Raw genomic sequence first — 25,076 nt, forward strand, 5'->3', positions numbered from 1 at the left:
GCCGTAATGAGGGAAAAATTTCAAAATAAATACCGTATTGCATCGGCACGTGCATCGTGGTGGGATTATGGGTGGAATGGCGCTTATTTTATTACCATTTGTACTAAAAATCGCGAGCACTTTTTTGGTAAAATTGTCGATAGTAAAATGCAATTATCATCCATCGGTGTTCTGGCCGACGTATTTTGGCACGAGATTAAAAACCATGCAAAAAATGTTGAATTAGGCGCATTTGTGGTTATGTCAATTCATATCCATGGGATTTTAATTCTGGATAAACCTGATAATGAATCGTTTATCAATGGTAGCGTCGTCCATAACGGGCAATAAATAAAAATGAAAAATCAAATCAGAATAGGTTGCGGGGCAGGTTTTTCGGGTGATAGATTAGAACCTGCCATGATTTTGGCCGAACGAGGAAATTTAGATTATTTGGTGTTGGAATGTTTGGCCGAACGTACGATTGCTCTTGCCCAAAAACGAAAACTTGCCGACCCCACCAAAGGCTACGACCCGTTATTGGAACGTCGTATCGAAGGGTTATTGCCCATTTTGGTTAAAAATAACGTTCGCCTCATTACCAACATGGGGGCCGCCAACCCCATGGAAGGGGCAAAGAAAATTGTCGAAATTGCTAATAAACAAAGAATTCCTGTAAAAGTAGCGGCCGTCATCGGCGACGAGTTGAGTGATAAGTTAAAAGAGATGAGTGATGATATTTTTAAGTTCAATAACGAAAACTTTGCTGTTGAACTAATAAAAAAACACTTATCCCCCAGCGCTCATCTCTCCCCGCTCATTTCTGCCAATGCGTACATGGGTGTAGAAGCGATTTTGGAAGCGTTACAATCAGACGCAAATATCATTATTACGGGACGAGTGGCTGACCCATCGTTGTTTTTGGCTCCCATGATTCATGAGTTTGGTTGGGCTACCGACAATTACAATCTGCTAGGACAAGGAACGGTTGTAGGGCATTTGTTGGAATGTGCGGGGCAAATAACGGGTGGTTATTTTGCCGACCCAATCACAAAGCCTGTGGCAGATATGGACACTTTGGGGCACCCCTTTGCCGATGTTTTTGCCGATGGTTCGGCCATCATTAGCAAGGTAGAAGGTACGGGTGGAGTCGTTAATCTAGCTACGGTCAAAGAACAATTATTGTACGAAGTCGTCAATCCTTTTGCCTATCTCACTCCCGATGTTTCGGCCAATTTTACCACGGTTAAATTGGAAGAGATTGCCGAAAACCAAGTCAAAGTATGGGGTGGAACAGGCCAAGAGAAACCCCCAACCCTCAAAGTAAGCGTGGGGTATCAGGCAGGTTTTCTGGGTGAAGGCGAAATTTCATACGCAGGCCACTGTGCACTCGCTCGGGCAATATTGGCTGGGGAAACGCTAGAAAAAAGACTCAAAGCCGATTTTCCTGATTTGCGAACGGATTATGTCGGTGTTTCGGCCATTCATCGAACCGATTTTGAGCACCAAATTGAACCTTATGAAGTGAGATTACGCCTAGCGGCCAACGCCGATACCGCTCAAAAAGCCGCCTTGATTGGTGAAGAAGTAGAAGCCCTTTACACCAATGGCCCGGCAGGTGGCGGCGGTGCCAGAAAATACGTCACCGAACTCGTCGGCATTGTATCGGTTTTGGTGGATAGAAAAAAAGTGATTCCAGAAGTGATAATATTTTGAATATGAAACTCTACCACATCGCCCACAGCCGCGCAGGAGATAAAGGCAATATCTCTACCCTCTCGCTGATTCCGTATGATGCAAAAGATTATGAACTTTTGTGCCAAAAAGTAACGGCAGCAAGAGTGAAAGAACATTTAAAAGAAATCGTTTTTGGTGAAATTTTACGGTACGAAATGCCTAATATTTCGTCGTTGTTGTTTGTTTGTCAAGATGCCTTATTGACAGGCGTAACGACCTCATTATCAATAGATACCCACGGAAAAGCGTTAAGTTATGCGTTGTTAGAAATGGAGATTGAGTCATAGTTTACTTCATCCTGAATAAAATCACAAAAGCCGAAAGGGCGGTCAAACCACCGACGCCAACGATGGATGCATCAATCCCCAACGAATCGGCGATGATACCCGTGAGCAAAGCCCCGATGGCATAGCCTAAATCTCGCCAAAATCGAAAAGTACCCAGACTTTCGGCACGTTGGAGGGGACTGGTATAATCTGAAATGGCGTTCAGAAAAGTGGGATAAACCAGTGCCGTTCCCATGCCTAAAAATATTCCAATCAGGGTGAATTGGAGAAAATTATTGGCCCAAATCAACGCCACGATACCAGCCGCTTGGAGGAGCATTCCCCAAAACAGGAGCATTTTCTTGGCGTAAATGTCAGAAAGTTTGCCAGTAACCAACTGACTCAACCCCCAAACCGAGGGGTAAACGGCGGTCAAAATGCCGATTTGGGCGGGGGTGAAGTGCTTGGTTAGCAGAAGCAACGGCAATATTCCCCAAATCATGCCGTCGTTGAGGTTGTTGATTAGACCCGCTTGGGTGATTGCACTCAATGATTTATGACGAAAAGTAGTATCCCAAAACGGACTTCTCAATGTTGGGATACTACTTTTTTGGTTTTCCTTAGAAACATGCTGACGCGTATCTTTGACAAACAATAAAGTCAGGACTAAACCCACGGAGGCAAACCCAATACCCAAATAAAAAGGATACGGCCTAACTCCATAACGTTCAGCGATATAGCCCGTCAGGAAGGCCACCAGCCCTACCGAAAGATAGCCCGCAAACTCGTTGATACCGACCGCCAGTCCCCGATTTTTGTCGCCGACGAGGTCAATTTTCATCATCACCGCAGCACTCCAACTCAACCCCTGATTTATACCTAACAGGATATTGCCAAGCACAATCCATGACCAACTGGGCGCATAAATCAGAATAAAAGGCACGGGTAAGGCAAACAGCCACCCTATCACCAATAGCCTTTTTCGTCCCAACGAGTTGGCGAGTTTACCCGTAAAATAGTTAACAATGGCTTTTGTAATGCCAAACGTAACGATGAATGATAAAAGCGCGGTTTTGGAAGCGATGCCAAATTCTTGTTCGGCGAGTTGCGGCAAAATCGAGCGCTCCAGCCCAATCATGCCGCCCACAAAGGCATTAATGATGACCAAAAGGGCAAACTGCCGTCCATTTTCTTTGAGTCCTAATTGAATGGTTTCCATGCAGAGATGTTAATTTCCCCACAAAGGTCAGCCCCTAAAAAACGGATTCCTTTTACATTTGTTAAATAATCGAAACGACCATGAGGCTATTTGAGGGTGGCGCGAATCCGACTGAGGCTCACTTGCGTAATGCCCAGATAAGACGCAATATATTTGAGCGGCACGCGTCGTAGGAAGTCGGGGGCTTCGTGAAGCAGGGCTGAATAGCGTTCTTCGGCGGTATGAAATTGCAGACTTTCCATGCGATTTACGGTTTCGACGTAGCCTTTTTCGAAGATTTTCCGAAAGAGGCGCTCAATGGACGGGTGAATATCGTAGAGTCTGAAAAGTTGGGTTGCATTGATAGCAATCAGCTCCGCATCTTCAATGATTTGGATGGCCTTACGCGACGGTTTGGTCGTAAAAAGACTCTCTACGCGGGCAATAATGCTGTTTTCAAAAGAGAATGACTCCGTGATGTCGATGCCGTCTTTGTAATAATAAATACGTGCAATACCCTTTTTTACAAAGTAAATGGTGCGGCAGGTATGCCCGATGGGTTGTAATTCTTCGTTTTTTTTGAGGTGAACCACCGAACATATCTCCCGAATCGCGTCTTGCGCATCGGTCGAGAGGGGTTGAAATTGAGCAAAAAAGCGAAAAAGTGTCTCCATTTTGTAAAGATAATGGAAGGAGCCAAATGTGTGAACAAAGAAGAAATTGCAGAACTGGAATAACCATTGAAGATGCACTCATTGGACCGTAAAATAGAAAAATAAGCACTTTTTCGGAGGGATAAAGTAGATAATGGAGTGGATTGGTGTTTTATTTTTAATGAAAGAAATTCGAACATTTATCATTATTTCACGATGAAAGAAGCAGATACCCCCCGACCTAAAAACAGATTAGGACTTTTAAATTTGCTGGTGCTGGTGCTTTCCATTTATGTTTTAGGCGCACTGACCATTGATACGGTTTATGTGTTGCCAAAAGAAACATCATTGTTACTAAACTACATCGACAATACCATTTGCGTTTTTTTCTTTATGGAATTCTGCATTCGGTTTTATCAGGCCGAAAACAAACGAAAGTTTATGCGTTGGGGCTGGATTGACCTCATTTCCAGCATTCCGATGGTTGATTTTTTACGCGCTGGAAGGCTCCTGCGGCTCATCAGGTTGCTGCGCCTCATTCGCGCTTTTCGGTCTATTCATCAGTTGCTTCACCACCTTTTTCACAACAAAGCGCAGGGGGCGTTCACTTCCGTTTCCATTCTTGCGGTTTTGCTGATTATTTTTTCGGCCATCGGTATTTTGCAGGTTGAAAAAGACCCCAACAGCAACATCAAAACCGCCGAAGATGCCCTTTGGTGGGCGTATGTTACCATCACAACCGTAGGCTACGGCGATAAATACCCCGTCACGACCGAGGGGCGGCTGATTGCCGTGGTTTTAATGACGGGTGGGGTAGGCCTTTTTGGGACTTTCACGGCCTATGTTGCATCATGGTTTGTCATTCATCCTACGGATAAGGAGGAAGAGAAGTAATTATGCAAAATAGACTTTTCAAGTTAATAGCTCAACCCATCCCCAAATTTAAAGAGTGCGTAGCCCTTGTTTTCGAGATGACCCGGTACGTCTGACTTGTTTTCGACCACGGCCTGTTCAGAAATGGGCGTCGAAAACGGCATCTTGCCGGTGGGCTTAAAAGCACCGCTTATGATGTCAATCAGGGCGTCGGTTGTGGTGCCGAAGGTAGCCAAAACGGTCTTAGTATTATCCATGTCTAATTCATTAACCACCCACGGACTGGTATAATTGATAGCCACAATGGTGGGTTTGCTTTTGATCAATTCATTGACGTGCGCCACGTCGATTTTGTTTTTGGAAAGGCTCAATTCAATCGGCTTGCCAGCGGAACTGAACAGACTTCCGCCGCTTGGAATCAACCACAGCAGTACCGCATCGGCTTCTTCTTTGGTGGCTACAAACTCAATCGTGGGGTGGGTAGAGGTGGGTTTATAGACCGTTACTGGGTTGGGCGTGCGTCCGTTGTTGCAATAGGTTTCAAAATAAACTTTTGTGCGTCGTGCCGTGGTTTGGGCTTTTAGTGGTAGCAGTTTAGCGTCGTTGCGGAGTAGTACGATGGATTTGCGCAAGGCCAAATCACCTTTTTTCTGAAATTCGGCATTGCCTACTATTTTAGGGGCGGCATTGGTGTCCACGTACGGATTCTCAAAAAGGCCCAGTTCAAATTTCTCTTTCAATAATCGGCTGATAGATTCGTTGATTCGCTCTTCTTTTACCAAGCCTTTTTTGACCGTTTCCAACAAAATAGCGGGGTCGGCGCCGCCCGAAAAAATATCAACGCCTGCGTCGATGGCTTTTTGGTAGCGTTCAACAATCGTGAGGTTTTCTACGCCCCAAGGCATCATATCAATGGGGCCGGTATCGGAGTTGATAATGCCTTTGAAACCCAGTTTTTTGCGTAATAAGTCATTGATAATGGCCTTGTTGTACGAAAACCCAACGGCTTCCATACTCTTGTCTTTGGGGGCCGAATAGTACGGCATGATGGAAGAAGTGCCTGCTTCTATGGCCGCTTTGAAAGGCTTCAAGTGGTATTCAAACATCCCGCCCGGATAATGCGCAAATTTGCCCCAATCAAAGTGTGAGTCCTGTCCATCGACCTGTGGACCGCCACCGGGGAAGTGTTTTGTGGTCATAGCGACCGAGTTTTTGCCGAGTTTGGTGCCTTGAAAACCCAGCACAATTTCGCAAATCATGTTGGCCGACAAATCGGCATCTTCGCCAAAAGTGCCTTCCACGCGATGCCAGCGGGGTTCGGTGGCCAAATCAGCCATGTACATATAGCCTTTGCGCAAGCCCACCGCCGACCATTCTTGGGCGGCAATTTCGGCAAATTCACGGGTCAGTTTCAAATCTCGCATGGCCGCCATGCCCAATTCACCCGGCCATTTAGAAAATACCGTGGTGCCCACACTCAAGCCGACAGAGGCGTCAATCGTTATGTGGTTGCGTGGGTTTGACGCAACAATGGCAGGAATCCCCAAACGGGAGGTTTCGCACAACGCCTGTAAATTATTGGCCCACTCAGCCATGATTTTGGCAGAGGTATTGGCCCGTAAAATAAAATGACGCAGGTGGAAATTCATTATCCCTTTGGTAGTACCCGCCGCCGACATCATTGGCGTTGGCAAAGGCTTGCGGGTAAACATATTATTCGGTTGTACTAAATCTTCTTCATTGAAATCACTCGTAATTTCTCCCCTTGTTGCATTGGCCTGAAACGCCTGATCGCCTTTCAAACGCGTTGTACTGATAATCATAAAGCCGATTTTTTCCTCCATCGTCATCTGAGAAATCAAGTCGTTGATTCTGACCTCGTTGGACAATCGCCAGTCTTCGTATTTGTCGAGGTTACCGTTTTTGTTTAAATCTTTGAACTGTAATCCGTTAACGGTCAGTAACTTTGCTGAACGGAATCCGAGAGACGGCTGGGTTTTGACCTGCGCCCAAACCGCGCTGGAAGCAAACAGCAGTGCGCTCAACTGAAGCCATAGCGTGGAAAGCAATTTAGTAGATTTCATAGGTTATGCGTTTTTGAAGTTAAGGTTTAGTTAAGTATAATTAAACCAAGGTACAGTTCGATCGATTGGTGAGTTTATCCCACTTTTTTTGTTGATTTTATGTCTATTAGAATGTATTTACAAGAAAAGATACGTTTATTTTTGAAAATCTTAACGCAAACGTTCCCGAAAACGATTGCACTAACCAGAACATTTCAATAAAAAATGTAAAAATACCTAACTGCCTTGTTGTACTTAGTTTTTGCCTGATTTGGAGGGGAATATGACTTTTTTAAGATTGTACCCAAAATGAAAAAAACAACCATCAAAGATATTGCCCGCGAACTCAACGTCTCGACCTCAACGGTTTCGAGGGCGTTGCGGGATAGCTATGAAATCGGAGCTGAGACCAAACAGCGGGTCTTGGAACTGGCACAACGGCTGGACTATACGCCCGACCCCGTAGCGTTGAGCCTGTTGAGTAGCCACAGTAACGACATTGGGGTGATTGTACCCGACATTTCCAATCCTTTTTTTGCCTTAGTGATTGCAGGTATTGAAGATGTGGCTTTTGCCCAAGGCTACCACGTGGTGATTTATCAAAGTCACGACAACTACGAACGTGAGGTGATGAACGTTAGGCATATTGCCAATCGCCGTAAAGATGGGATGTTGGTTTCGTTGGCTACCGGAACCCAAGATTATGCTCATTTTAAAGCCCTTCACGAGCAAGGATTCCCCATTGTGTTTTTTGACCGTATTTGTGACGAAATAGATACCCATAAAGTATCGGTAGATGATTTTGAAGGGGCCTATCAAGCTACTGAGCACTTGATAAAACAGGGCTGTAAAACAATCGCGCATATCTCTGGGCCGCCCAATTTGCTCATCAGCCGCCGTCGATTGCACGGCTATCGGTCGGCGTTGCTTGACTATAAAATACCCATTGTGGAGGACATCATTATGTCGTCTGAATACAACTCGCAGGAAGCCCTCGCTATCACGCGTAGGTTGCTGAGTAGCTCGGTCAAAGTAGACGGAATTTTTGCCTCCAGCGACAATATCGCCATCGGTTCTCATGCCGCCATTACAGAAGCAGGATTGTCCATGCCGCACGATATTGCGCTGATTGGGTTTTCGGATTTGCCCATTACTGGGCTGCTCAATCCTCCCTTGAGTACCGTAGCGCAGCCTGCGTTTGAGATGGGGCGCTCGGCGGCTGAACTGCTGATTAATCTGATCAAAAATCCCAAAGATGACAGGGTTTCGATTTCCAATGTTTTGAGAACGGGTTTGGTCGTCAGAGAGTCATCCTTGAGGATTCAATAAACTAAGTTGATTTATATCAGGCAGAATATCCCAAAATGGATTGAATTTGTCGATAATTGATTGCTTTTCCCTACAATTTTTGCTTATTTATCCGCAGTTTTGTACAAAAAAAACACCTAAAACTACCAATGAAATCAGCTATCTACGCGCTTATTGCCCTTCTAACCCTGACAGGAGCAACGGGATATACTCAACAAGTGATTCAATTGTATAACGGCAAAGCGCCCGGCTCTGAAAGTTGGACGTGGGGAGAAAAAGAAAGCGTGAATAATACTTTTAAAACCAGAACGGTTTATAACGTATCGCAACCCACTTTGACTGTTTATTTGCCAAAACCCGAACTCGCGACAGGAACGGCGGTGATTGTGGCTCCGGGCGGAGCTTTTCACATTCTTTCGATTGACAGCGAGGGTATTGAAGTGGCTAAGTGGTTAAACTCCAAAGGTGTGGCGGCATTTGTGCTTAAATATCGACTGGTGCGCAGCGTCACCGACGACCCCGTGGCTGAACTGATGCCCAAAATGCGAGATTTTAAGAAACTCGACGAAGAAAACGCGCCCGTGGTAGAAATGGCCGTAGCCGATGGCAAAAAAGCGATTGAATATGTGAGAACACACGCCAAAGAGTTGGATATTTTACCCAATCAAATCGGGATTATGGGCTTCTCGGCGGGTGGAGCGTTGACGTTGGGCGTGGGATTGAGCTACACCCCTGCCAATCGTCCAGATTTTATTGCGCCGATTTATCCCAAAACGGATATTTTTGGGGAAATAAAAGTGCCTGCTGATGCCCCGCCAGCGTGGATTTGTGCTGCTTCTGACGACCAACTGGGCTTTGCTCCGCACGCCACGGCCTTGTATGATGCGTGGATTGCGGCCAAAAAAATCGCAGAATTACACATTTACCAAAAAGGAGGACATGGTTTTGGCATGAACAAACAAAAAATCCCCACCGATACGTGGTATGAGCGTTTTGGCGATTGGATGAAATTGCAGGGTTATCTGAAAAAACTGCGTCCTTCCGCGTTGGATTTGAAATATTCAGAAGAGCAAATTGCGAGTTTTCAACGCAACGACTGGGCGTATTTGAGCCGCTATGCCGATGCCAATAAAAAGTTGCCCTCCCCTAAAGCCGATGAAAATCGGGTGGTATTTCTGGGGAATTCCATCACGGAAGGTTGGGTGAACAAACAGCCTGAGTTTTTTGCCAAAGGCAACTACATCGGTCGGGGTATCAGCGGGCAGACTTCGCCGCAAGCCTTGCTCCGGTTTCGGCCCGACGTGGTGGAACTGAAGCCTAAAGTGGTGGTTATCAACATCGGCATCAATGATATTGCCGAAAATACAGGCCCGTACAACCCCGAATTTACGTTGGGAAACATCGCTTCTATGGTCGAAATTGCGAAGGCCAACCAAATCAAAGTCGTACTGGCGTCGGTGCACCCCGCGTTTGAGTTTCCGTGGCGGAAGGAAATTGCGGATGTTCCCAATAAAATTATTCAACTGAACGAACAATTGAAGGCCTATGCCCAAAAGAACGGGTTGGTGTATCTGGATTATCATGGGGCGATGAAAGACGGTCGCAATGGCATGAGCCCCGAAATAGCCGGCGATGGCGTGCATCCTACCTTGGCAGGGTATCAAATCATGGCTCCGCTGGCCGAGAAGGCTATTGCGGAGGCGTTGAAAAAATAGGATTGGCAAGATTTAAACAAATTGATGCGTGAAAAACAGCACGATTCCGATACTGAATCCGTTTGAAATGGGACAAATCCATTTTGACGCCCAGTTGGCGTGGCAAACGTTGTTCACGTCGACGCATCATTTTTTTCACATCAATCGCCTTGAAGAATACAAAGATATGATGAAGTTTCCGTTGCCGCCGCACCGGAAAATGGTCTTTGATTTTGTGTTTTTGACAAGCGGAACCAGTGTCAGGAGCAAAGGGTTGGACAGTTATCAATTTGGTGCCAATACGTTTTTCTTTTTGCCCGCCTACCAGATTACCGCGCACAAATCCATGAGCCTAGATGCCAAAGGATTTTACTGCCACTTTGATAGCGAGGTGTTGACCAAAAATTTTCAATCCAAAGACCTGTTTGCTGATTATTCGTTTCTGCAATTTATTGGTAATCCGTTGGTGACCATCGACGAAGAAACCACGCAAACGATTTTGTTTATTTTGCACCGGCTCGAAAAAGAATACAAAAAAAGTGATTCACCCGATTTTAGCATTGTGCAGGGGTATTTGCTCGCGTTGATGTCGGAAATCAAACCGTTTGTGAAAACCGAGCAAAAAGTAAAAATCAACGCCGCTTCGCAGATTACGGAAAAATACAAAAGTGCGCTGGCGCAGTACAGTTATCAAAAACAAAAAATCAGGGATTACGCCGATATTCTTTCGGTGACTCCCAACCACCTCAACAAGTGCGTAAAGGCCACAACGGGCAAATCGGCCCACGATTTACTCGATGATATGCTCCTGCTGGAAGCCAAGGTGATGCTCAAACAGACGGGGCTTTCTATTGCCGAAATCGCTTTCAGAATTGGGAAAACAGAACTGAGTGATTTTGGTCGTTTCTTCAAACAAAAAACGGGATTTACTCCGGGAGAATACCGAAAGAAAGACTGAAAAGAAGGGGGCATTTGGAAAAATTCGGATAGGGCTGTACGAGGTTCAGAATAGCCCTATCCGAACAATACATTTATTTTTTAGCTTCCAAATACGCGTTCAGTTCTTTGCGGGGCATAGGAAGTTTGTTGTCGGGAAGGCTACGTAAATAATCATGAAATTCTTTGTTCATCTGCGCGGTATACTCGCTGTCTATCTGGCCGGTGGTCCAATCGCCGGCCTTATTGCGCATGATTCCGTAAATGTGACGGAGGTTGCTGATTTCTGCTTCCAGTACGATTCCTTCTACCAAATAGGCGGGTAGAAAAAGGGTGCCATACGGGCTGGCATACACCACATCGCCGGGCAAAACGGTTGCATCGCCGATTCGGATGGGGGCATTGATTGAGGTCAGCATCACTTCATTGATGGCCGAAGGGTGGTTGCCCAATATCCATCCGTTAAATCCTTCTACTTTCTGGATTTCCTGCAAATTTCGTACGCTGCCCCAAAATACCACGCCCCGTTTTGATTTTGAGTAGATAGAATTGGCCAAGCGGTCGCCAATCAATGTTCCCTCATTCATTTTTGCAAAACCATCGGCCACGTACACATCTCCATCTTTAAGCATCTCAATCGGCCATACGTTTGATAGTGCCTTGTCGCCGTGCCCTTCGGCCAATCCCACTTTTCGGATAACATCCCCAAAATCGGGCCGTTGTGGCATGTATTGAGCCGTCACCGCCCGTCCGGTCATGATGGTATTTTTGTCGGGGTTGACCATCATCCAATTCCCTTGGTATTGGTTATTAAATTTGTGCTTTTTTAAGCCGCCCCAAGCGTGAGTCAACACCACTTTTTTGAGTCTTTCCAGTAAATCGTCTGATACATAAGGTCTTCCGTCGGGCAGTCGCTCTCCTTTCCATTGTGGGGTAAGCGAGATGATGTATTCGCGATTCATCGCAACCCTGTTGTATTGGGCATGGGCATCATTGCAGATAAGAGCGGTAAAGATGAATAAACCAGAAAGAACGCGTCGCATAGTGATGGATTTAAAGGTTTTTTGATTGGATATATTTGGTTAAGTAGTGGTCAGACGACAGCCAGACCATCACGCTACGGTCTGACTGTCGTCTGACCTTTTTCTAGGCGTGTTTTATTGGATACTTACATTGTAATACCCAATTGCCTTAAATTTACTGTTTTGCGGATGCTGAAATTGAAAATATTTCTTGGTATTCTACTATTTTTGGTAGGCTTAGTTTGATTTTCAGCATTAGCAAAATGGGATTGTTCAGTGGCTATTTCGGATCCTGAGTCTTTTTGTCAACCAACGTAAATTCGAAATAGGCGAAGTTGTTGCCTTTGTTGTAATGAAAGGTCAACAGGTGAAGCCCGGGTTCAGAGAAAAAAATGGTGCCGATTTCGCCCTTATTCCAATGGTGAAAATTGCCAGTATTCAATGGGAGTTTGCAGGCAGTAGCGGGCTTTTGATTTATATCAAATGAGATGTTTGAGTCGTGGTTGGCGTATAGCGCATCGATTTTATATTTGCCTGCTACCTTGACATTCACCGTATAATTGAGCCACTCGTTATCTTCAGTCCAGCCTACATACAATTGATTCACTTTGGGGGTGTAATAGTTGTTGAGGTGATTGAAATCGGCAAAGTCTTTGGTGTAAGACACATCCACCGCTTCTTTTTTCCGAAATGCCCATTCGTAGGGCGTAGCATGAGGGCGCTGGTGGCTGGTGGCCAAGTTGAGTCCATCGCTGCCCCGGTTTTCGGTTTCGAAGTCATGATAGGCTACGCCTTCACCGCCCATGTCATAGAAGGCACATTCGAGTTTTCCGGGAATTACCTGTGGGCCTGCCCTGTGGGTGGAATCTACGAAAGGATGCCCTTTGTAAATGTCTGGAATAGAGGATTTTATTGGGTTTTGGTCTATGCCATTCCTTGCCCACTTACCTAAATTTGGGCGGTTGAAGATGGGAGTAAACCCACCCGTTTGAGCATTAAACGGGTAGGTTTCACTCACTACTGATGGGTTAAAGTGCTTGGCAGGTGATTTTTTCGCAGCTGTGGGTGGTTGACCCGACGCATTTAGTACGGTTAGCACGGGTAGGAGAGTAAAGATTGATTTTACACGGATGGTTTTCATAATCCAATGATTTAGAGGGTTGCCAATTTTGTCTTCCTACGGGCCTGCGATTGCTACTTCAAAATCTCATTAATTTGGGTAAGTTCAGCTTCTGTAAATGAATAATTTTCGAGACAACGGATGGAATCTAGTACCTGACTAGGCTTGCTCACTCCAATCAGCACCGAGCTGATACGTTTATCTTTCAATATCCATGCAAGCGCCATTTGGGCCAGATTTTGTCCGCGCTGTTCCGCCAATACGTTCAATTGACGTACTTTATCTATTTTTTCGTCAGATACGTGGTCTTCCTCGATCGCACCGTTGCCGCGATTGCTTGAGGCTCTTGAACCTTGGGGGATTCCCTTTAAGTATTTGTTGGTCAACAGCCCTTGGGCAAGGGGAGAAAACGGAATACAGCCGACGCCATTTTGGTCGAGTACATCCAACAGTCCGCCTTCCACCCAGCGGTCAAACATGGAATATTTTGGTTGATGAATGAGGCAGGGTGTGCCCAATTGTTTCAGGATTTCGATGGCTTGGGCCGCCTCTTCTGGTAGATAGCTCGATATGCCCACATAGAGGGCTTTTCCTTGCCGTACCATCAGGTCAAGGGTGGTCATGGTTTCTTCCAGCGGCGTTTCGGGGTCGGGGCGGTGGTGATAAAAAATATCTACATAGTCAAGACCCATCCGTTTTAAACTTTGGTCAAGGCTGGCCACTAAGTATTTTTTTGAGCCCCAATCGCCGTAAGGGCCGGGCCACATCCCCCAGCCTGCCTTGGTCGAAATAATCAGCTCGTCGCGGTAAGCGGTAAAATCATCCTTGAAAATCTTGCCAAAATTCTCCTCGGCCGAGCCCGCTGGTGGACCGTAATTATTGGCTAAATCAAAATGGGTAATGCCATTGTCGAAAGCTACCCGCAAGATATTGCGTGCGTTGTCCAACACATCAATATGGCCGAAGTTGTGCCACAGACCAAGCGAAATGGCGGGTAGTTTTAATCCGCTGTTGCCACATCGACGGTATTCCATTGACTGATACCGTTGCTCATTAGGTAAGTACTGCATTTAAAAATGGGGTTATTTAAAATATGTTTAATCACGCAAAGGTGCAAAGATTTAAAGTGCTTGTTGTCAAGATTTTAACCTAGCATATTTTGGCCTTGCCGTTCGGCGTCTGCCAGTGCTTTTATCATTATTTCAAGGTCTACTACACCCCTAAAGCCGCTAAAACCAACCGCCAGGGTTGTTCCATTTTGTAGCGTAAGAGGCTGTCCGCCTTCCCAGCCAATGAGGTCAGGGGCTTCGATGCCGTTGGCGTTTTCAGCTACTTCTTTATTGAAGACCATTCGTTCATATTCACCAGTTTTTACGCCCGTAAGCCATACTTGACTGGCCTTTGTCCACGCTATTTTGTACGATTGTCGTAGCCTTGCTTTATTGGTGCCAAACATTTTTCCGTGGACTAGCCCATTTTCATCAATGATGCAGACCGCCAAATTGCCGTTTGAGATGCATTTTTCTTCGGGAATCTCCATATAGAGCGGAATCAATTTTTCAATTGCATCGAAAATCTTGGGGATGATTAACGACATTTCTGGGGTTTGCATTTCTTATAATTGTCTAAAATTGTTGTAATATTCAAGGAAAAAATAATGCAACTGTCGGATTCAGAAGTATTTATTTACGACAACGTTGTCGTAGCTTTTTGGAAAAAAAACAGAATAGTAATCACCTTTGCGGTAAGTTTCACCCAGGGCCAATGGAACCAAAAATGAGTTAACATGAATCTTAAACAACTTGCCAAAGAGCTGAATCTGTCATTTTCGACGGTTTCAAAAGCTTTGCGCGACAGTCACGAAATAAGCACCGATACCAAAAACCGGGTACTCGCCAAAGCCAAAGAATTGAACTACCAGGTCAATCCATTGGCCAGCAGTTTTCGCAAACAGAAAAGCCGGACCATTGCGGTGGTTATTCCTGAAGTGGTCAACGATTTTTTTGGACCGGTCATTAACGGCATTGAGTCAATAGCGCAAGAAAAAAGCTATCACGTGCTGATTTACCTAACACACGAGGATATGCAAAAGGAGGTGGCGATTACGCAGCTTTTGCAAAATGGACGCGTGGATGGAATCATGATGTCGTTGTCGGAGCAAACCTCGGATACAACGCACTTGGAGGCTTTGAAAGAAAAAGGGATACCCCTCGTATTTTTTGACCGAACCGTTGACCAGCCCGACGCCCCGAAAGTGACGACCGACGACTACAATTGTGGTATCAAAGCCACCGAGCACCTCATTGAAAGTGGATGTAAACAAATCGCTTTTCTGTCTATATCCCAACACCTTTCGATTAGCAACAAACGAATGAACGGGTATCTGGAAGCGTTAAAAAAGAATAATATAAAGCCCGACAGTGCCCTGATCGTATCTTGCGACAGTGATGATGCCAAAAATAATGAACGAATCCAAGAATTGTTGAAAAGAGAAAACAGGCCTGATGGCATCTTTGCCTCCGTAGAAAAACTGGCGGTTTCGACGTATAAAATATGCGAAGAGTTGCGATTGAATATTCCGAAAGATGTGAAGATTGTCACGTTTTCCAATTCATATACCGCCGCTTTTTTGAATCCTTCTTTAACCACCGTTACCCAGCCTGCGTATGAAATGGGCCGAGAAGCTGCCGCTGTTCTTTTTAAGTTGATTGAGAAAAAAAAGCCAGCTTCCCCTATTGACAATATAGTACTAAACTCCATACTGATTGCCAGAAATTCTACAAAAAGCGAATGAGTGCGTCAGGAAGGCCTGAAAAAAGAGAGTATTTGCCACTTAGAGAGCAGTTAGCCCTTTTTTTGTTAGAATAAAAATAGGGATCTTGAGCTATTTGGCCTCATTTACTATAAAATAAAGCCTTTATTCTTGTAAAACATAAAAAAATGGATTGATTTTGCGGATTAATGGCGTCTTTTAGACTAACGCTAACGTGTTTATTTATTGAAACTTTGCATTGAAAAATAGAACTATTTAAAGCAGTATTCAATCTTAAAAACATACGTTGGTGGCAAAGAATCCGCATTACTTTTCGCAATTGGCGCACGTGGAGGTTTATTCTCCCGATATTGAAAAATCAATTCACTTCTTCAAAGAAATCGTTGGATTGGACGAAACAGGCCGCGAGGGCGACTCTGTTTACTTCCGGGCTTGGGGCGATTATTTTCATCACACCCTCAAAATCACCTCGCGCGAAACCAACGGCCTAGGCCATATCGGCTGGCGCGCCGATAGCCCCGAGGCGTTGGAAGAATGCGTGGCGTACCTCGAAAGCATAGGCGCTGGATTGGGTTGGGTTGAGGGCGACTTGGGGCACGGCAAGGCCTATCGTTTTCAATCTCCCGAAGGGCATATTCATGAAATTTTTTGGGATGTGGTTTGGCTGAAAGAAACGGGCGAACGTGGTAGCATATACGCCGACCGTTACGCCAGCAATCGCCGTATTGGTGTTAACCCGCGCCGTATAGACCACGTCACGTACATGGTGGCTAAGTTTCAGTATTCTAAAGAAAAAGAATTTTGGAAAAAAATGGGATTGAAGAATCCCGACGAAGTGAGAATTGACGACGAAATTCCACCCATCGGAGGTCTTTGGACAACGGCCAATCTTTCGCACGACATTGCCATTTTTACAGACCCCAATGTTGGCCCTGGCGAAGCTACCCTCAACCACATTGCATTCAACTTCGACAGCCGCGAAGAGGTGTTGCTGGCGCTTGATTACTTTACCGAAAAAGGCTTCAAAAGCGTGATGGGCGCCCCTACGCGTCACAAAGCCGACGAAGGTTTTTTTATCTACATCATTGATCCTGGTAGCAACATCATTTTTGAATTTTATGCGGGAGCCAGATTGATTTTTGCCCCCGACCACGGGCCTGACTTGCATTACCTCAAAGACAATCCAAACGATGCGTGGGGCAATGCCAATCCTTTTGCCGAAATGGGCAAAGGAAAAAAACTCGGGCTAACCGACGGCGTTGTAAAGCCAGTAGATATTTAGGGATTGGTTACTGGTGGATTGGTAATTGGGACATAAAATAACCAATTTTCAATTACAAATGACACATAGCCAATATCAATCCTCATCTTTTGGTTTTTGTTGTTTTTTTAAAAAATTGATATAGCCATTTATTAATCTACCGCAGGTGTCAATTTTGGATTTAAGCTCAATTAGTTGATTTTTAGAAATATAGTTTTCATCAAAAGCAGTAATTAGGTGTTCTAAAGTTTCTAATAAAGAAGCCCTCGAAGTTCTACAAAATCTGATATTCTCTTTGAAGTAATACCTTCCGTAGCCTTCTGCGATGTTTGCTGTAATACTTCTTGAACTTCGAATTATTTGGTCGGTGAGTTTATATTTTTCATCTAATGGAAAATCATTTTTTGTAAGTACAGCAATTTCAATCCTTAACTGACGACATTCTTTATAAACCTCAAGGTCGGTAAAGTTTTGATTTTTCATTAGTAGGAAATAGGTGTTTTGAGAATTGAAATCAAGTTACAAATAATTTTAGAATCTGGTAACTGGTTGATTGGTTATAAGAAATTGTGACTGATTTAAATAATAAACCAATTTCTAATCAACCATTCCACCAGTAACCAATTAACCAATTAAACAAACCTATGTGGCATTATTTTCCCGGGCAATACATGCCCTCATATCAAGTAAACAGAGCATTGACGCAGGCGCACTATGGTGGTGGCGAATTTGCAGAAATATTGGAAGTAGCCAGTGAAATTGACCCTGCCGATAGAGAAAGCTTTAATCGGGCATGGGTAAAAATGGGGGATAAAGTGTATGAAATTGCCGAAAAATACGCCCAAGCGGGTCATAAAATTTCGGCCAGAAGAACCTATCTCAGAGCTTTCAATTACCTGCGTACCGCCGAATTTTTTATGACACTCCGTGATGAACGCAAGATTCCTTATTATCTAAAATGCCGTGATGCATTCATCAAAGCCATCCATCTTTTTGATGAAAAACCTCTTCAAATGGAGATACCCTTTGAGGCCGGGCAGGGGAACCTGTCTTTTTTGCCCGCTTATTTGTTCAAACCCACGGGTGTGAAAAACCCTCCCGTAGTGGTCATGTTTGGCGGACTGGATAGCTTGGCGGAGGAACTGTATTTTGGTATTGCCCAGCACCTCAACGAGCGCGGAATCGCGATGATGGCGGTAGATGGCCCGGGGCAGGGAGCCGCTCTTCGTCTCAATCACATTCATACCCGTTATGATTACAACGTACCCGGAACGGCGGTTTTGGATTATATTATCGAAAACCTAAAAGACGAAGTGGACATCGAACGGGTCGGTATCGGGGCCGTTTCGATGGGTGGTTACATGGCGGCACGTTGTGCGGCTTTTGAGCCTCGTTTCAAGGTTTGTATGATTTTCGGGGCCGTTTGGTCGTATTATGATATTTGGAAAAATCGTCCCGACAACCACCCTTTGGCTGAAATTGTGCAGCATATCGTGGGCGCTGAAAACATGACAGAGGCACGTGAAAAACTCAAGAACTTTACGCTGGAGGGCGTCGCCGAAAAAATCAGTATGCCTACTTATATTCTACACGGGGAAGATGACCGTCAGAATTTTGTAGAAAATGCCTATAAAGTAAACGAAGTTCTTACCTGCGAGCACGTCATGGAGATTGTGCCAAAGGAAGAAAGTGGCTCGGCGCACTGTTCCGTAGATGATTTCACCAAGACTTTCAATATGTACGATTGGATTGCTGAAAAGATAAAAGCATAACCCATTTAATTTTGAACCACAAATAAAATGAGCAACATAAAGAAAATCCTGATCGTTGGCGGAGGAATTGGCGGTCAGTCGGTAGCAATTGGTTTAAAAAAAGTAGGTTTTGCGGTAGATGTGGTAGAAATTCTTTCGGAGTTTAATGTGTATGGTGTCGGTATCATTCAGCAAGCCAACGCCCTCAGAGCGTTGGATGCCATCGGGGTGGCCGATGAGGTGATGCGAAGAGGCTCACCTTATGGAAAAGTAAAATTGTGTTTACCTCACGGGGTTCAAATCGGCGAAGCTGGTACCCCGCCCATTGGCAGATTTCCAAGTCATAACGGTATTTCTCGACGGATTCTCCACGATGTTTTATTTGAGGAAGCTCAGAAAATCGGGTTAAAATATCGGATGGGTGTAACGGTGGAATCTATTGATAATCAGCTTGATATTGCCAATGTCACTTTTACGGATGGTACAACGGATAGTTATGACATTGTGATTGCCGCCGATGGCGTACATTCAAAAGTACGAAAACTCATTTTTGGCGAATTCAAACCCAATTATGTAGGTTTATCCGTATGGCGTTATCCTTTCAAACGCCCCGCTGGCTTAGATACTGGTTATATTTTCTTTAATAAAAAACACAAAATTGGGGTTATTCCAATGACGGCCGAGTCGTGTTATATATTTTTAAACTCTGCCGAAGGCGATAACCCCACGATTCCAGAAGACCAATTGGTTGAAAAACTGAAAGGCTATATGTCGGCTTATCCAGTGCCCGTCGTTCAAGAGCTGATTCCGCAAGTAACCGATGCTAAATTGGTCAATTACCGAGCATTAGAAACGCTCAAAATGCCAGCGCCTTGGTATAAAAACAGAGTGGTTGTTTTGGGAGATGCGGCTCACACCACCATTCCACAATTAGGCTCGGGAGCTGCCTTAGCCATTGAGGATGCCGTGGTGTTGATAGAAGAATTACAAAAAGAAGGGGAAGTGGAAGAAGTTTTCGATAGATACATGAAACGTCGCTATGAGCGCTGCATGATGGTGGTAGATGTTTCCGAAACTTTAGGCGCTTGGGAGTTACTGGAATACAACGACCAACCACTTCCTGAAGGTGCGAATATGGGGATGCTCATGGGTAAAACTGGAATGGCCTTAACCGCTCCCATTTAAGGATGCCAACCCTGCAAAATCCCCTAAAAAATTGGCAAGTAAGCCGTGAAAATATCCAATACTTGGGTTACGACTTGCAGAGACCAGAATGTATTCTGACTGAGTCGAACGGAACCGTTTGGGCGGCAGATGCACGTGGGGGTGTGGTAAAGTTGAACCATGAGAAAGCTCAAGAGATTATCAATCCACAAAAAGTGAGCGGTTTTTTGCCTGAAACTGTTGATAAAGACACTGATAATCAGCGATATATTGCTGCCGTAGGCTTGCTGCCCAACGGCATTTGCTTTGACTCAAACGGAGATTTTATCATTGCCAATTGGGGAACCAATCACATCGAAAAAATGACCCGCGACGGGAAGTTGATAACCATTTTGACGGAGATAGAAGGAAAACCCTTGGGCAAGACCAACTTTCCGTTGCGAGACTCCAAAGGCAGAATTTGGTTTACGGTCACAACCCAAACCGAGCCGTGGTCGGACCAAATCAACACCCGCACGACCGATGGCTATATAGCTTTAATGGACGAAAAAGGTGTCAGAATTGTGGCCGATGGATTTTGCGGGACCAACGAAATCCGTTTTGACGACAACGAAGAATGGCTTTATGTGGTGGAAAGTACCGCATGGAAAATTTCGAGAATGCGCGTAAAATCCAATGGTGACCTGTACGACCGAGAAGTGTACGGCCCGTCAAAGTTGGGCGGTTTTCCAGATGGTTTTGCCTTTGATGTTTTTGGAAATCTGTGGGTTACCCTGATTTTTACCGATGAACTTATTGCTATTACGCCTGACGGGGAAGTACTCACATTGTTGGATGATAGCAATCCTGAAACGAAAAAAAGATTATTTAATGCTTACGAAAACCGTTGTGTTACACCCGAAATCTTAGCCGCTACCCAAGGAACAATTTGCCCTTGGATGGCAAGTTTGAGCTTTGGTGGCGCGGATATGAAAACGGTCTATCTCGGAAGTTTGCGAGGAACAAAAATTCCGTATTTCAAAAGCCCAGTTGCGGGGCAAAAAATGATTCATTGGCGATAGCGAACAACATGAAAAGATTTCGGGATAAAGTGTGCTTTGTAACGGGCGCTGGTTCGGGCATCGGCAAGGCCACCGCGTTGTCTTTTGGACGGGAAGGTGGAAAAGTGGTCGTGACGGATATTAACGAGGCCGCAGCTCAGGCAGTTGCAGCCGAACTCATTGCTGACGGAGCGGAAGCTATTGCGCTGAAAGTGGATATTTCAAAGCGAACGGACGTAGAGAATGCGGTGAAAACAACCGTTGAAACCTTTGGGCGTTTGGATTGTGCCGTCAACAGCGCGGGCATTGCGGGAACGATTTCGTTGCCTACGCACGAATACCCAGAAGAGAATTGGTTGCAAATGATGAATATAAACCTGACGGGTACGTGGTATTGCGTGAAAGCGGAACTCACTCAAATGCTCATTCAGGGCGGCGGGAACATCGTCAACATTGCCTCGGCGGCTGGCTTGGTAGGGCAGCCTACCAATGTACCTTATGCGGCATCAAAGCATGGCGTAGTAGGTATTACTAAAACGGCTGCCATCGAATACGCTACCCAAAATATTCGGGTCAATGCCATTTGTCCCACCGCCATCGAAACGCCGATGTTGATGGAAGGACGACGGAAATTGGCCCATAATCCCGAAGCGTTGGAACAGGCCAAAAGCCTCCAACGCATGAAACGCATGGGCCAACCGCAGGAAGTGGCCGATGTAGCTCTATGGCTCTGTTCGGATGAATCCACTTTTATCACTGGTCATGCCATGGCCGTGGATGGTGGGGCGTTTGCCTAACTAAAATCTATTTTTAAATTTTCCCATTAAGCAAATGATACAACAAATTAAAAAAGGCATTACCTACGCCGAAAGCAAAGACGCCGACTTAAAAGTACGGGCTTTGGTAGAAAATATGCTGGAAAACGTGGCCGCCAACGGCGACAAAGCGGTCAGAGAATATTCGGAAAAATTGGATAAATGGTCGCCCGAAAGCTTTCGATTATCTGCGGTACAAATCCGGCAAATCATGGCTGGATTGCCCGAACAAGTGATTGAAGACATCAAATTTGCCCAAACCCAAATCCGCAATTTCGCCCAAATTCAGCGCGAATCCATCAAAGACGTAGAAGTGGAAACCTTGCCGGGTGTGATTTTGGGGCATAAAAACATTCCCGTCAATTCGGTGGGCTGTTATGTGCCGGGCGGGCGCTACCCGATGGTGGCTTCGGCGCACATGAGCGTGTTGACGGCCAAAGTGGCGGGTGTAAAGCGTGTTATTGCCTGTACGCCGCCCATCAACGGCGAAATTCCTGCCGCAACTGTGGCGGCGATGTACATGGCAGGGGCCGATGAAATTTATTTGTTGGGCGGTGTGCAGGCCATTGCCATGATGGCGTTGGGTACTGAAACCGTTCAGCCCGTAGATATGCTCGTGGGCCCGGGAAATGCCTACGTGGCCGAAGCCAAACGTCAATTGTACGGAAAAGTGGGAATTGACCTGTTTGCCGGCCCAACGGAAACGCTCGTCATTGCCGATGATACTACCGATGTAGAAACCTGTGCCACGGACTTGCTCGGCCAAGCCGAACACGGCCCTACGTCGCCCGCGATTTTGTTGACCACCAGCAAAACCATTGCCGAAGGCATCGAAGCCGAAATACAGCACCAATTGGCCGTGTTGCCCACCGCCGATGTGGCGAGTGTGGCGTGGCGGGACTACGGGCAGGTGATTTTGGTGGATACCATCGATGAGCTGGTCTCAGAAGCTGACCGCATCGCCAGCGAGCACGTGCAGGTCATGACCGAAAATCCGCGTTATTTCCTTGACAAAATGACCAATTTTGGCGGCTTGTTTCTTGGCGATAAAACCAACGTGGCCTATGGCGACAAAGTAATCGGTACCAACCATACCCTTCCAACCCGAGAAGCAGCCCGTTATACGGGAGGTTTGTGGGTTGGTAAATTCCTGAAAACCTGTACGTACCAAGAAATTAGGACTCCAGAAGCCAGCGCGATGATCGGTGAATATTGCTCCAGATTATGCGCCATTGAAAACTTCTCCGGCCACAAAGAGCAAGCCGATTTGCGCGTACGTCGCTACTCAAAAGCTCCCTCTCTGTGACCCTCCTAATCTCTGTGGTTTTAAAAATACGCAACAAATGAAAGTAGCCTTAATCACCGGCGGAGCAGGAGGAATCGGCTCGGCGATTTGTCGAAAATTTGCCGAGGTAGGGTATGACGTAGTCATTACCTACAACAGCAGCGCCGAAAAAGCCGAAAAGTTTCGCGATGAACTTCCTCAAGGCAATCACTCCGTTTTTCATGCACCCGTCAATGATGCCGCTAAACTGGCTGATTTGAAGGTGTTTATTGCGGAAAAATACGAAAAACTAGATGTGTTGGTCAACAACGCTGGCATCACTACGCCCGTAGCGCACGAAGATTTGGACGGATTGTCGGACGAATGGATTGACCGAATTTTTCAAACAAACGTACGCGGTACCTTCGCCATGATTCGGGCCATGAAACCGCTTCTGGAAAAATCGCAAATCGACAAGCCTTCGCTCGTTGTCAATATTTCATCGGTTGCAGCGGTGACGGGCATCGGCAGTAACGTGGCCTATTGTGCGTCCAAAGCTGCCATCGACAGTATGACGCGTTCGTTGGGTCGGGCCTTGGCTCCGAGCGTTCGCGTGGTTTCTGTGTCGCCGGGGTTTGTGGAAGGAGAATATACCAAAAATTTTGACCCCGCTTTTTTGCAGAAACAACGAGAGGCCACGCCTCTAAATAGATTCGCCACGCCCGACGATGTCGCAAATACCGTGTTGGCGTTGGCAACTACCCTGACCTTTACCACCGGTTGCATTATCCCCGTGGATGGTGGCCGACCTTTAAAATAAAAAAAGATGAAATTAGTAACCTTCAAAAATCCACAGGGTGATTCCCGCACGGGCTGGCTCGCAGGCGACAAGGTCGTTGACATGAATTTGGCCAGTGAAAAGCTGCCAACTGATATGTTGACTTTTATTGATAATCACGAAGCGTATTTTCCTATTATCAAGGCATTAGGCGATGTGCAGCCGCATTATCAATTGTCGGAAATTCAATTGCTGGCGCCTTTGCCCAACCCCCGCAGTTTTCGGGATTACATCGGCTTTGAGATGCACATGCAAAATGCGTCTCGGTCGTTTGGACACAAAATCGGACCGGCGTGGTACGATATGCCGATTTTTTATTTTACCAATCATCAGGCCATTTACGGGCCCGACGACGAAATCAAGCGGCCGACCAAAGAAACCAAAATGGACATTGAGTTGGAACTGGCCTGTATCATCGGCAAAAAAGGCAAAGACCTCAAAGCCGAAGACGCCCGTCCTTACATTTTTGGCTATACCGTTTTCAACGATTGGACCGCCCGTGCCATCCAAAAAGTGGAAATGGAAATTCCGTTGGGACCGCACAAAGGCAAAGATTTTGCCAACGCCATCGGGCCATGCATCGTAACGGCCGACGAAATGGAGCAATACCGGATGCCGTTTGATGAAAGCGTTTTTGCCGAGCCAATTCGGGTGCCAAATGTTCAAATGGATAGGTTTAATCTCAAAATGACGTCACGAATCAATGGCGTAACGGTCTGTGAAGGAAACTACCAAACGGTGTATTTTACCTTTGAACAAATGATGGAACGCGCTTCCGAAAACAACGTTACGCTGATGCCAGGCGATATACTGGGCTCAGGAACAGTGGGTTGGGGGAGTTTGATTGAAAATAACTTCACCGTTCACCGTCCACTCGAACCAGGGGATGTGGTGGAATTGGAAATAGAAGGAATCGGAATTTTAAGAAATAAAGTAATATGATTTTAGAACTTGCCACCATCGACATCAAACCGGGCACGAATGCTGAGTTTGAGCAAAGCCTAGAAAAAGCCCAAGCCGTGATTAGCCAATCAAAAGGGTATTTGGGGCATGATTTTAAGAAGTGTATCGAACAGCAAAATCGCTACGTGTTGCTCATTCGTTGGGAGAGCCTCGAAGCGCATACTATCGGTTTTCGGGAATCAGAATTATTCAAAGAATGGCGCGGATTGATCGGGCCTTTTTTTGAAAATCCGCCTGTGGTGCTGCATTATGAAGACTTGGGAATGACAAGTTTTGAATGACGAAGTACGAATAATTGCTTGACTGATTAAAATTCGTCACTCGTCATTACAAACGTCGTCATTCATTGTTAGTAATA

Annotated in this window: 25 protein-coding genes; 17 read left to right on the forward strand and 8 right to left on the reverse strand. The window is 45.7% G+C overall.

The annotated features are described in order from the left end of the window. The first annotated feature begins 6 nt into the window (after positions 1-6). From DVG78_RS12345 to DVG78_RS12355, 3 genes are read left to right on the forward strand one after another with little or no spacing between them, the layout of a single operon-like run. A complete protein-coding gene (locus tag DVG78_RS12345) occupies positions 7-330 on the forward strand; it encodes a transposase (RefSeq protein WP_229598209.1) in 324 nt (107 codons plus the stop codon). Positions 331-336: 6 nt separating this feature from the next. Then, positions 337-1,695, forward strand: coding sequence for an acyclic terpene utilization AtuA family protein (locus tag DVG78_RS12350; RefSeq protein ID WP_114461379.1), 1,359 nt, complete (start codon positions 337-339; stop codon positions 1,693-1,695). Between the two features lie 2 nt (positions 1,696-1,697). Then, positions 1,698-2,003, forward strand: coding sequence for an AtuA-related protein (locus DVG78_RS12355; protein WP_114461380.1), 306 nt, complete (start codon positions 1,698-1,700; stop codon positions 2,001-2,003). A gap of 1 nt (position 2,004) precedes the next feature. On the opposite strand, the gene DVG78_RS12360 is transcribed toward DVG78_RS12355, so the two are convergent. Next, positions 2,005-3,201 (reverse strand): MFS transporter, encoded by a 1,197-nt coding sequence (locus DVG78_RS12360; RefSeq protein WP_114461381.1) that lies wholly within the window; start codon positions 3,199-3,201, stop codon positions 2,005-2,007. A gap of 86 nt (positions 3,202-3,287) precedes the next feature. Next, a complete protein-coding gene (locus DVG78_RS12365; protein ID WP_114461382.1) occupies positions 3,288-3,854 on the reverse strand; it encodes a Crp/Fnr family transcriptional regulator in 567 nt (188 codons plus the stop codon). Between the two features lie 195 nt (positions 3,855-4,049). On the opposite strand from DVG78_RS12365, the gene DVG78_RS12370 reads away from it, so the two are divergent. Further along, on the forward strand, positions 4,050-4,727 hold the full coding sequence (locus DVG78_RS12370; RefSeq protein ID WP_114461429.1) for a potassium channel family protein: 678 nt from the start codon (positions 4,050-4,052) through the stop codon (positions 4,725-4,727). A 23-nt stretch (positions 4,728-4,750) separates the two neighbouring features. Here DVG78_RS12370 and DVG78_RS12375 read toward each other — a convergent pair whose 3' ends face one another. Continuing rightward, positions 4,751-6,790, reverse strand: coding sequence for a glycoside hydrolase family 3 protein (locus DVG78_RS12375; RefSeq protein ID WP_114461383.1), 2,040 nt, complete (start codon positions 6,788-6,790; stop codon positions 4,751-4,753). 288 nt (positions 6,791-7,078) lie between these two features. On the opposite strand from DVG78_RS12375, the gene DVG78_RS12380 reads away from it, so the two are divergent. The 3 genes from DVG78_RS12380 (at position 7,079) to DVG78_RS12390 (ending at position 10,729) form a co-directional block, all read left to right on the forward strand. Next, a complete protein-coding gene (locus DVG78_RS12380) occupies positions 7,079-8,098 on the forward strand; it encodes a LacI family DNA-binding transcriptional regulator (RefSeq protein ID WP_114461384.1) in 1,020 nt (339 codons plus the stop codon). A gap of 128 nt (positions 8,099-8,226) precedes the next feature. Beyond that, complete coding sequence (locus tag DVG78_RS12385; protein ID WP_114461430.1) at positions 8,227-9,792, forward strand: GDSL-type esterase/lipase family protein; 1,566 nt, start codon at positions 8,227-8,229, stop codon at positions 9,790-9,792. Positions 9,793-9,820: 28 nt separating this feature from the next. After that, positions 9,821-10,729 carry a helix-turn-helix domain-containing protein gene (locus DVG78_RS12390; protein ID WP_114461385.1) on the forward strand — a complete coding sequence of 303 codons (909 nt, stop codon included), beginning with the start codon at positions 9,821-9,823 and terminating at the stop codon, positions 10,727-10,729. Between the two features lie 73 nt (positions 10,730-10,802). Here the strand turns inward: DVG78_RS12390 and DVG78_RS12395 are convergent, their stop codons facing one another. The 4 genes from DVG78_RS12395 to DVG78_RS12410 all read right to left on the reverse strand — a co-directional run bounded on the left by DVG78_RS12395 (position 10,803) and on the right by DVG78_RS12410 (position 14,461). Next, positions 10,803-11,750 carry an RraA family protein gene (locus DVG78_RS12395; protein ID WP_114461386.1) on the reverse strand — a complete coding sequence of 316 codons (948 nt, stop codon included), beginning with the start codon at positions 11,748-11,750 and terminating at the stop codon, positions 10,803-10,805. 259 nt (positions 11,751-12,009) lie between these two features. Then, complete coding sequence (locus tag DVG78_RS12400) at positions 12,010-12,870, reverse strand: carbohydrate-binding protein (RefSeq protein WP_114461387.1); 861 nt, start codon at positions 12,868-12,870, stop codon at positions 12,010-12,012. A 53-nt stretch (positions 12,871-12,923) separates the two neighbouring features. After that, on the reverse strand, positions 12,924-13,919 hold the full coding sequence (gene mgrA, locus DVG78_RS12405) for an L-glyceraldehyde 3-phosphate reductase (protein ID WP_114461388.1): 996 nt from the start codon (positions 13,917-13,919) through the stop codon (positions 12,924-12,926). A gap of 74 nt (positions 13,920-13,993) precedes the next feature. Further along, a complete protein-coding gene (locus DVG78_RS12410; protein ID WP_114461389.1) occupies positions 13,994-14,461 on the reverse strand; it encodes a GlcG/HbpS family heme-binding protein in 468 nt (155 codons plus the stop codon). A gap of 174 nt (positions 14,462-14,635) precedes the next feature. Between DVG78_RS12410 and DVG78_RS12415 the strand changes: the two genes are divergently transcribed. Together DVG78_RS12415 and DVG78_RS12420 are read left to right on the forward strand one after the other, a co-directional pair. Then, positions 14,636-15,643 (forward strand): LacI family DNA-binding transcriptional regulator, encoded by a 1,008-nt coding sequence (locus DVG78_RS12415; RefSeq protein WP_114461390.1) that lies wholly within the window; start codon positions 14,636-14,638, stop codon positions 15,641-15,643. Between the two features lie 268 nt (positions 15,644-15,911). After that, on the forward strand, positions 15,912-16,904 hold the full coding sequence (locus DVG78_RS12420) for a VOC family protein (RefSeq protein ID WP_114070436.1): 993 nt from the start codon (positions 15,912-15,914) through the stop codon (positions 16,902-16,904). 75 nt (positions 16,905-16,979) lie between these two features. Here the strand turns inward: DVG78_RS12420 and DVG78_RS12425 are convergent, their stop codons facing one another. Continuing rightward, a complete protein-coding gene (locus DVG78_RS12425; RefSeq protein ID WP_114461391.1) occupies positions 16,980-17,366 on the reverse strand; it encodes a four helix bundle protein in 387 nt (128 codons plus the stop codon). Between the two features lie 188 nt (positions 17,367-17,554). On the opposite strand from DVG78_RS12425, the gene DVG78_RS12430 reads away from it, so the two are divergent. From DVG78_RS12430 to DVG78_RS12465, 8 genes are read left to right on the forward strand one after another with little or no spacing between them, the layout of a single operon-like run. Next, the gene (locus DVG78_RS12430; protein ID WP_229598210.1) at positions 17,555-18,655 is read left to right on the forward strand and encodes an alpha/beta hydrolase family protein; all 1,101 of its coding nucleotides are present in this window, start codon (positions 17,555-17,557) and stop codon (positions 18,653-18,655) included. Positions 18,656-18,682: 27 nt separating this feature from the next. After that, the gene (locus DVG78_RS12435) at positions 18,683-19,819 is read left to right on the forward strand and encodes an FAD-dependent monooxygenase (protein ID WP_114461393.1); all 1,137 of its coding nucleotides are present in this window, start codon (positions 18,683-18,685) and stop codon (positions 19,817-19,819) included. Between the two features lie 2 nt (positions 19,820-19,821). Then, positions 19,822-20,859 (forward strand): SMP-30/gluconolactonase/LRE family protein, encoded by a 1,038-nt coding sequence (locus DVG78_RS12440; RefSeq protein ID WP_114461394.1) that lies wholly within the window; start codon positions 19,822-19,824, stop codon positions 20,857-20,859. Positions 20,860-20,867: 8 nt separating this feature from the next. Next, the gene (locus tag DVG78_RS12445; RefSeq protein ID WP_199563240.1) at positions 20,868-21,635 is read left to right on the forward strand and encodes an SDR family NAD(P)-dependent oxidoreductase; all 768 of its coding nucleotides are present in this window, start codon (positions 20,868-20,870) and stop codon (positions 21,633-21,635) included. A gap of 34 nt (positions 21,636-21,669) precedes the next feature. Next, entirely contained in the window at positions 21,670-22,959 is a 1,290-nt protein-coding gene (gene hisD / locus DVG78_RS12450; protein WP_114461396.1) for a histidinol dehydrogenase, read from the forward strand. A gap of 37 nt (positions 22,960-22,996) precedes the next feature. Further along, complete coding sequence (locus tag DVG78_RS12455; protein ID WP_114461397.1) at positions 22,997-23,737, forward strand: SDR family NAD(P)-dependent oxidoreductase; 741 nt, start codon at positions 22,997-22,999, stop codon at positions 23,735-23,737. Between the two features lie 6 nt (positions 23,738-23,743). After that, positions 23,744-24,697, forward strand: coding sequence for a fumarylacetoacetate hydrolase family protein (locus DVG78_RS12460; protein WP_114461398.1), 954 nt, complete (start codon positions 23,744-23,746; stop codon positions 24,695-24,697). Further along, positions 24,694-24,999, forward strand: coding sequence for an antibiotic biosynthesis monooxygenase family protein (locus DVG78_RS12465; RefSeq protein ID WP_114461399.1), 306 nt, complete (start codon positions 24,694-24,696; stop codon positions 24,997-24,999). Before DVG78_RS12460 ends, DVG78_RS12465 begins: the two co-directional genes overlap by 4 nt. Positions 25,000-25,076 lie beyond the last annotated feature (77 nt).

The sequence above is a fragment of the Runella aurantiaca genome (genome assembly GCF_003339505.1).
Classification (GTDB): Bacteria; Bacteroidota; Bacteroidia; order Cytophagales; family Spirosomataceae; genus Runella; species Runella aurantiaca.